Source organism: Streptomyces sp. SID5643 (genome assembly GCF_009872555.1).
In the GTDB taxonomy this organism is placed as follows: Bacteria; Actinomycetota; Actinomycetes; order Streptomycetales; family Streptomycetaceae; genus Streptomyces; species Streptomyces iakyrus.
The window spans coordinates 94,152-102,162 of the sequence record NZ_WWIC01000356.1; the positions used below are offsets into that span (position 1 = coordinate 94,152).

Annotated in this window: 8 protein-coding genes; 5 read left to right on the plus strand and 3 right to left on the minus strand. The window is 71.3% G+C overall.

What is annotated here, in order from left to right:
* Positions 1-34 precede the first annotated feature (34 nt).
* The gene (mscL, locus tag GTY56_RS38085; protein ID WP_161369827.1) at positions 35-493 is read left to right on the plus strand and encodes a large conductance mechanosensitive channel protein MscL; all 459 of its coding nucleotides are present in this window, start codon (positions 35-37) and stop codon (positions 491-493) included.
* A 10-nt stretch (positions 494-503) separates the two neighbouring features.
* Here mscL and GTY56_RS38090 read toward each other — a convergent pair whose 3' ends face one another.
* A complete protein-coding gene (locus tag GTY56_RS38090; protein ID WP_030845027.1) occupies positions 504-683 on the minus strand; it encodes a hypothetical protein in 180 nt (59 codons plus the stop codon).
* A 56-nt stretch (positions 684-739) separates the two neighbouring features.
* Here GTY56_RS38090 and GTY56_RS38095 point away from each other — a divergent pair, with 56 nt between their 5' ends.
* The 4 genes from GTY56_RS38095 to GTY56_RS38115 all read left to right on the plus strand — a co-directional run bounded on the left by GTY56_RS38095 (position 740) and on the right by GTY56_RS38115 (position 5,637).
* Positions 740-1,972, plus strand: coding sequence for a low temperature requirement protein A (locus tag GTY56_RS38095; RefSeq protein WP_161369828.1), 1,233 nt, complete (start codon positions 740-742; stop codon positions 1,970-1,972).
* Positions 1,973-2,286: 314 nt separating this feature from the next.
* A complete protein-coding gene (locus tag GTY56_RS38105) occupies positions 2,287-3,315 on the plus strand; it encodes a P1 family peptidase (protein ID WP_161369829.1) in 1,029 nt (342 codons plus the stop codon).
* 165 nt (positions 3,316-3,480) lie between these two features.
* Positions 3,481-4,698, plus strand: a complete 1,218-nt coding sequence (locus GTY56_RS38110) for a L,D-transpeptidase (protein ID WP_346345673.1) — start codon at positions 3,481-3,483, stop codon at positions 4,696-4,698.
* Between the two features lie 192 nt (positions 4,699-4,890).
* Positions 4,891-5,637: a DUF6227 family protein gene (locus GTY56_RS38115; protein WP_161369830.1), complete on the plus strand. Its 747-nt coding sequence runs from the start codon at positions 4,891-4,893 to the stop codon at positions 5,635-5,637.
* 13 nt (positions 5,638-5,650) lie between these two features.
* Here the strand turns inward: GTY56_RS38115 and GTY56_RS40215 are convergent, their stop codons facing one another.
* Positions 5,651-5,812 carry a hypothetical protein gene (locus GTY56_RS40215; RefSeq protein WP_202511275.1) on the minus strand — a complete coding sequence of 54 codons (162 nt, stop codon included), beginning with the start codon at positions 5,810-5,812 and terminating at the stop codon, positions 5,651-5,653.
* A 117-nt stretch (positions 5,813-5,929) separates the two neighbouring features.
* A complete protein-coding gene (locus tag GTY56_RS38120; protein WP_161369831.1) occupies positions 5,930-7,975 on the minus strand; it encodes a PTS fructose transporter subunit IIABC in 2,046 nt (681 codons plus the stop codon).
* Positions 7,976-8,011 lie beyond the last annotated feature (36 nt).

The window sequence follows — 8,011 nt, forward strand, 5'->3', positions numbered from 1 at the left end:
TCTACAAGCTGCTCGTACGAGGAGAGGCCCCCAGGTGAGCGAGAAGAAGGAGCCGAGTGTCTGGGAGGGCTTCCGGGCCTTCCTGATGCGCGGGAACGTCGTCGATCTGGCGGTGGCGGTGGTGATCGGTGCCGCCTTCACCAACATCGTCAACGCCGTGGTGAAGGGGATCATCAACCCGGTCGTCGGCGCCATCGGGACCAAGAACCTCGACCACTACAGCTCGTGCCTGAGCTCGACCTGCGAGGGCGAGCAGGGTATCCAGATCCTGTGGGGTTCCGTCCTCGGCGCCGCCCTGAGCTTCGTGATCACCGCGGCGGTCGTCTACTTCCTGATGGTCCTTCCCATGGCGAAGTACCTCGCCCGGCAGGAAGCACGCCGCAAGGCCAAGGAGAGCACCCAGGAGGTCCTCGAGGTGACCGAGCTGGAGGTCCTGAAGGAGATCCGGGACGCCCTGCTCGCCCAGCGCGGCTCGGGGCACGACCGGGAGTAGCCCGACGGCTTCAGAGGTGGTGGGGCGGCTTCTCGTCGAGGAAGCGCTTGAGGTCCGCCGCACTGCCGCCGGAGTCGGTGCGCTCGCCCCAGCCTCGGTCGGTGTCGTCGGAGGACTGCTGGTCGAGCGGGTCGTCGAAGACCAGCGCGGGCTTCGGCTCGCGCGGCTCGGGGCCGGGGACGGTACTCATGCAACCAGGGTACGGTCGCGGAGAAATTACCCGTGCCTTCTGCTCTGCTGGGACGCATGACGTCCAGCCCCGCTCCCCCGCCCGTCCCCTCGCGCCGGCCCGGCAGCAGGGGGGCGCTGCGCAGGCTTCGGGCCCGTGGCCGCGACGAGGCGCACCGGACGGCCTCGCCCCTGGAGCTCTTCTTCGACCTGTGCTTCGTCGTGGCGGTCGCCCAGGCGGGCATCGAGCTGGTGCACTCCGTCGCCGAGGGGCACGCGGGCCAGGGCATCCTCGACTACGCGATGGTGTTCTTCGCCCTGTGGTGGGCGTGGATGAACTTCACCTGGTTCGCCTCGGCCTACGACAACGACGACGTCCTCTACCGAGTCGTCACGCTGGTGCAGATCGCCGGTGTGCTGGTCCTCGCGGCGGGGGTCTCGCGGGCGTTCGAGGACCACGAGTACCTCGTGGTCTGGCTCGGCTACGCGATCATGCGGGTGGCCTTGGCGGCCCAGTGGCTGCGGGCGGCCCACGCCGCCGGGGGCCCGGAGCGTACGACCGCTCTGCGGTACGCCGGCGGCGTGCTGGCGTGCCAGGTCGGCTGGCTGGGGCTGCTGTTCCTGCCCGAGGGGGCCCGGCCCTGGTGGTTCCTGGTGATGGCGCTGCTGGAGATGTGTGTGCCGCCCTTCGCGGAGAGGGACCACTCCACGCCCTGGCACCCCCGCCACATCGCGGAGCGGTACGGGTTGTTCACCATCATCGTGCTCGGCGAGACGATCGCGGCGGCCACGATCGCGGTGAAGTCCGGCATCGACGAGAACGACGCGCTGGGCGAGCTCCTGCCCATCGCGGCGGGCGGGCTTCTGGTCATCTTCGCCGCGTGGTGGATCTACTTCGTGGTGCCCATCCACGGCCATCTGCGGACCAACCGCCAGGCGTTCCTGTGGGGCTACGGCCACTACCTGGTCTTCGCCTCGGCGGCGGCGATCGGGGCCGGGCTGGAGGTGGCGGTGGAGCAGACGGTCGGCAAGGCGCACATCTCCACGCTGGCGGCGTCGGCCGCGGTGACACTGCCGACGGCCCTGTACCTGCTCACGGTGTGGGCCCTGCACTCGCGCCACTTCAAGCGGGGCGTCACCCAGCAGCTGGTGCTGCCGACGACGGCCCTGCTGGTGATCTGCTGCACGTTCCTGGGCCACTGGGCGGTGTTCGCGGCGGGAGTGGTCTGCGCGCTGTCGGTGGCGGCCGGAGAGACCCTGGCCACGCGCCCGGCCGCCCGGGAGAGCGGGCCGGCGACGCGGACCGGGTGAAGGCGTCCACGATCCGGCGCGATCCGCTCCACGACCCGGTCCGCAACCGGGTCCACGGGCCGCTCGACGACCCGGTCCGCAACCGGACCCACGGACCGCCCCACGACCCGGTCCACAACCAGACCCACGAGCCGCCCCACGACCCGCCCCACAGCCAAACCCACGGACCGCCCCACGATCCGGTCCACAACCGGACCCACGAGCCGCCCCACGGTCCTGTCCGCGAGCCGGTCCGTGCGTAGGTCAACCGGCCGACGCGGCAGCCACCGGCCCGGTCCGCCCGCCGGAGCCGGCCGCGGTCGAGACTGTGTCCCATGACAGTTGACGCACTGACGGATGTCTCCGGTCTGCGTGTGGGACACGCGACGCGCACCGGCAACGGTTGGCTCACCGGCACCACGGTCGTGCTCGCCCCGGAGGGCGGGGCCGTGGCCGCCGTGGACGTGCGGGGCGGCGGGCCCGGCACCAAGGAGACGGACGCGCTGGATCCGCGCAACGTGGTGCGGAAGGTGGAGGCGGTCGTGCTGACCGGCGGCAGCGCGTACGGGCTCGACGCCGCTTCGGGGGTCATGGCCTGGCTGGAGAAGCGGGGGCGCGGGATCCGCGTCGGGCCGGAAGCGGGGCAGGTCGTGCCGGTGGTGCCCGCCGCCTGTGTCTTCGACCTGGGGCGGGGCGGAGACTTCCGGGCCCGGCCGGACGCGGCGACCGGCCGGGCCGCGGTCGAGGCCGCCGCGGCGGCCGAGCCCGGCGCGCCGGTGCCCCAGGGGTGCGTGGGGGCGGGCACGGGAGCGGTGGCCGGGGTACTGAAGGGCGGTGTCGGCAGCGCGAGCACGGTGCTCGGCTCGGGGATCACGGTGGCCGCCCTGGTCGTGGCCAATGCCGCGGGATCGGCGGTGGATCCGGAAACGGGGGTGCTGTACGGGGAGTTGTTCCAGGGGCGGGTGGAGTACCCGGCGGAGGAGGTGCGCGCGCGGGCGCGGCAGCGCCTTGCCGAGGCTGCCGCGAGGAATGCGCAGCCCCCGCTCAACACGACGCTCGCGGTGGTCGCCACGGACGCGGACCTGTCCAAGGCGCAGGCGCAGAAGCTGGCCGGTACGGCGCACGACGGCATCGCCCGTGCGGTGCGTCCTGTGCATCTGCTCAATGACGGGGACACGGTGTTCGCGCTGGCGACGGGCGACCGGGCCCTGGACTCCGCGGACCCGCTCGCGCTGAACGAGATCCTCGCGGCGGGTGCGGACATGGTGACGCGCGCGATCGTCCGGGCCGTGCGGGCGGCGCACCCGGTGGACGGTCCGGGCGGGGCGTGGCCGTCGTACGGGGAGCTGTACGCGGGCGGCTGAACAGGCCTGCGGGCACAGCGGATCCACAGCCGAACCGGACTTTGTCGCGGTTCTGTCACGTGACGGCCTTCATGGGGAACGGACGGAACCCGACCGGCTCCCCGACCCCTCCTCCCTCACGTACCGGAGCGGATCACGCAACATCACACGAACTGGGAGCAGCCCGTGACAACGCCGAACATTTCAGCGCGGCGCACTCTGGGGGCCTGTGCCGCCCTGATGGTCGGCGCCCTGACGCTCACCGCCTGCGGGGGCAGCGCCAACGCCAAGGACGACGAGAAGGGCGGCAAGGGCGACCCCAAGACGTCCGTCGCGAAGATCGCCATCTCGGCGAAGGACGGGTCGACCGGCGCGTCCATCAACGCCACCGGCGTCAAGGTCAGCGACGGGAAGCTGACGGACGTGAAGATGACGGTGGCGGGCAGCGGCCAGACGGTGGCGGGTTCGGTCTCCGCCGACGGCAAGGTGTGGAAGCCGAAGGAGCAGCTGGAACGCGGGACGAAGTACCAGATATCGGCGACCGCCAAGGACGCGGACGGCCGGACGGCCGCGGCCAACTCCATCTTCACGACGGTGACGACGTCGAACAGCTTCATCGGGACGTACACGCCGGACAACGGCACGACGGTCGGCGTGGGCATGCCGGTGTCGTTCACCTTCGACAAGGCCATCACCGACCGGAAGGCCGTGCAGTCGCGCATCACGGTCTCCTCCAGCAGCGGGCAGAAGGTCGTCGGGCACTGGTTCAACGGGCAGCGGCTCGACTTCCGGCCCGAGGAGTACTGGAAGGCAGGCTCCAAGGTCACGATGAAGATCGACCTGGACGGGGTCGAGGGCGCGAACGGCGTCTACGGCGTGCAGAAGAAGACGGTCACCTTCACGGTGGGCCGTTCGCAGGTCTCCACAGTCGACGCCAGGACCCAGACCATGACGGTCGTCCGGGACGGCAGGACCGTCAAGACGATCCCGATCTCGGCGGGCGGCCCGGAGCACACCACGTACAACGGGCAGATGGTGATCTCCGAGAAGTTCGTGCAGACCCGGATGAACAGCCGGACGGTCGGGCTGGGCGGGGAGTACGACATCCCGGACGTGCCGCACGCGATGCGCCTGACGACGTCGGGCACGTTCCTCCACGGCAACTACTGGTACAACAAGGGCAACCCGCCGTTCGGCCGCCAGGGCACCAGCCACGGCTGCGTCGGTCTCGCCGACGTCCAGGGCGCGGGCGGAGCCACGCCGGCCAAGTGGTTCTACGACAACTCCCTCATCGGGGACGTGGTGATCGTGAAGAACTCCCCCGACAAGACGGTGGCGCCGGACAACGGGCTCAACGGCTGGAACATGCCGTGGAGCCAGTGGGTTGCGGGCAGCACTTCCTGACCGGGAGGGGAGGCCCCCTGAAAAATCGCCCCAACTGGGGTTTTTGACGGACCGACCGGGCCGCGCGGGAACTTTTCGCGCGGCCCGTGCGTTTTCCCGGACGTACGTTTTCTCGGTTCCCGGACATGATGTCCGACCGAGGGGCTACCGTATGCACCCACAAGGTGACATGCAGCAACGCCGGGAGAAACCTTGAGCGTTCCGTACGAGACGGCAGCGTACGAACCCCACGACTCGCCCGAGACTCCGGAGGAGCACCTCGCGCGACTCCTCGGCCGCGCCCTGAACTCCTTCGAGCTACCGGACGAGGCGATAAGGCGCCTGGACTGCGCGCTGGCGCACGACGGTTCGCTGCACTCCGCGCACCACAGCGCGGGCCTGCACCGGGAGACGTACCGGCACACGTGGCTGCTCGCCGACGGCTCGGCGCTCACGCTCTGGGAGCTCGTCCACAACACCGCGCCGGGCAGCGAACCGCAGCACGAGGTGTACGTCGACGAGGAGGAGCTGCGCGCCGCCACCCTGCGGCTGCCGCTCCCGCCGGACACCCCGGACTTCGAACTGCCGGTGACGGTCCAGCTGTCACCCGTCCCCACTCCCCAGCACGCGTACGCCGCGGAGGACTCCGCGGACCACGCTCGCCGTTTACTGCGCCGGGCGGAGAACGCGGACCGGCCGGGCGCGGACACGGCGGCCCGGCTGGCCACCGCGTCGGGGCACCTGATCACCCAGGCGTTCGGCCGCCCGTGCCGCGCGGGCCGGGCGGGCCTGGGCTTCTCGCTCTACGAGCACGCGTTCCTGCTGCGCGACGGCGAGGAGGTCTCCCTCTGGGAGGTCGAACACACGGCGACGCCGGACGGGCGGCACATGTGCGAGGTGTACGCCAGCGAGGACGCGGCGCGCGATGCGATGGAGCGGCGGGCGTCGCAACACTCCTGAGGCGGGCCGACTTCTACTGGACGCCCCTGTCGCCCAGTTGGCGCACCAGCTCGGCGAAGGCGGCTCTCTCCTCGGTGGTCAGCTCCACGGACTCCGACCGGGAGCCCGACTGCCGCTGTTGCGGGAGGGCGGGGAGCGGGTGGCCTTCGGGCCATCGGGAGATGTGCTCGGGCATGCGCCCCAGTAGACACCACGGCCCGGGACTTCGGTCCCGGGCCGTGACTTTCGTGATCTATCTCGCAGGTGGCATGAACGGTTCACACGCCTCGAAAGGGGCGAACCTCCAGCCGCTTCACGCCGCTACGGGCTGCTTCCTCTCCGCCGCCCGTGCCGCGCCGTCCTCGCCGGACGCCGCCGCGGCACCCTCGACCGGCTTGCGCAGGCCCTTGAGGACGATCACCAGGGCCGTCGTGACGCAGACGCCCGCGGCGATGGCGACCAGATAGAGGAACGCGTTGCCGATCAGCGGGACCACGAAGATGCCGCCGTGCGGGGCGCGCAGCGTGGCGCCGAAGGCCATCGACAGGGCTCCGGTGACCGCGCCGCCGGCCATGGAGGCCGGGATGACGCGCAGCGGGTCGGCCGCGGCGAACGGGATCGCGCCCTCGGAGATGAAGGAGGCGCCGAGCACCCAGGCGGCCTTGCCGTTCTCACGCTCGGTCTGGGTGAAGAGCTTGCCGCGCACGGTCGTCGCCAGGGCCATGGCCAGCGGCGGGACCATGCCGGCCGCCATCACCGCGGCCATGATCTTCATCGCCGAGTCGCTGGGGCTGGCCACCGCGATACCGGCCGTGGCGAAGGTGTAGGCGACCTTGTTGACCGGGCCGCCGAGGTCGAAGCACATCATCAGGCCGAGAAGGGTGCCGAGCAGGATGGCGTTGCTGCCGGACAGGCCGTTCAGCCAGTCGGTCATGCCCTTCTGGGCCTCGGCGATGGGCTTGCCGATGACCACGAACATCAGGAACCCGACGATCGCCGAGGAGATCAGCGGGATCACCACCACGGGCATGATGCCGCGCAGTGCCGCCGGGACGTTCACCTTCTGGATCGCCATCACCACGCCGCCGGCGATCAGACCGGCCGCCAGGCCGCCGAGGAAGCCGGCGTTGATGTTGAACGCGATCATGCCGCCGACGAAGCCGGGCACGATGCCGGGCCGGTCGGCCATGCCGTAGGCGATGTAGCCGGCCAGGACCGGCACGAGGAAGCCGAAGGCGACGCCGCCGATCTGGAAGAGCAGGGCCGCCCAGCTGTCGGCCTGGGTCCACAGGAAGTGGTCCATCACCGACGGAGCCTTGTTGATCTTGTAGCCGCCGATCGCGAACCCGAGGGCGATGAGCAGACCGCCCGCGGCGACGAACGGCACCATGTAACTGACGCCGGACATCAGCCACTTGCGCAGCTTGGTGCCGTAGCCCTCGCCGGAGTCGCCCGCGCGGTCCACCGGGGAGGCCGGGGCGGAACCGGACGTGACCTCGCCGCGCGCCGCCTTCTCGCGGACCTCGGCGATGAGTTCGGCGGGGCGGTTGATGCCCGCCTTCACCCCGACGTCGACGGTGGCCTTGCCGGCAAACCGCTCCTTCTCCCGTACGGGCACGTCGTGGGCGAAGATCACGGCGTCCGCCGCCGCGATGACCTGCGGGTCGAGCCGGGTGAAACCGGCCGAGCCCTGGGGCTCGACGGTGAGTTCCACGCCCGCTTCGCGGCCGGCGTTCTCCAGGGACTCGGCCGCCATGTAGGTGTGGGCGATGCCGGTGGGGCAGGAGGTGACGGCGACGATCCGGAACGGCCGCTCCTCGGCGGGGGCGGTGTCGTCGGTGACCGTGGCGGCGGCGGGAGAGGCCGCTCCCGCCGACGCCACGGTGTCCTCGGAACCCGCGGGTGCGGGTGCTTCGGGCTCGTCGCCGCGGATCAGGGCCGCCGCGGCGGGCGCGTCGCCCACCGCGCGCAGGGCGTCGGTGAACTCGCTGTTCATCAGCTGCCGGGCCAGCGACGACAGGATCGTCAGATGGGCGTCGTCCGCACCGGCCGGCGCGGCGATCAGGAAGATCAGGTCGGCAGGGCCGTCCGGGGCTCCGAAGTCGATGCCGGAGGCGCTGCGGCCGAAGGCGAGCGTCGGCTCGGTGACGTGCGCGCTGCGGCAGTGCGGGATGCCGATGCCGCCGTCGAGGCCGGTCGGCATCTGGGCCTCGCGGGCTGCCACATCGGCGAGGAAGCCGTCCAGGTCGGTCACCCGGCCCAGGGCCACCATGCGCTCGGCGAGGGCTCGCGCCGCCGCTTCCTTGGTGTCGGCGGACAGGTCGAGATCGACCAGGTCCGCCGTGATCATGTCGCTCATCGCGGGCTCCTTAGCACGCGTATCGCCCGGTGGGAG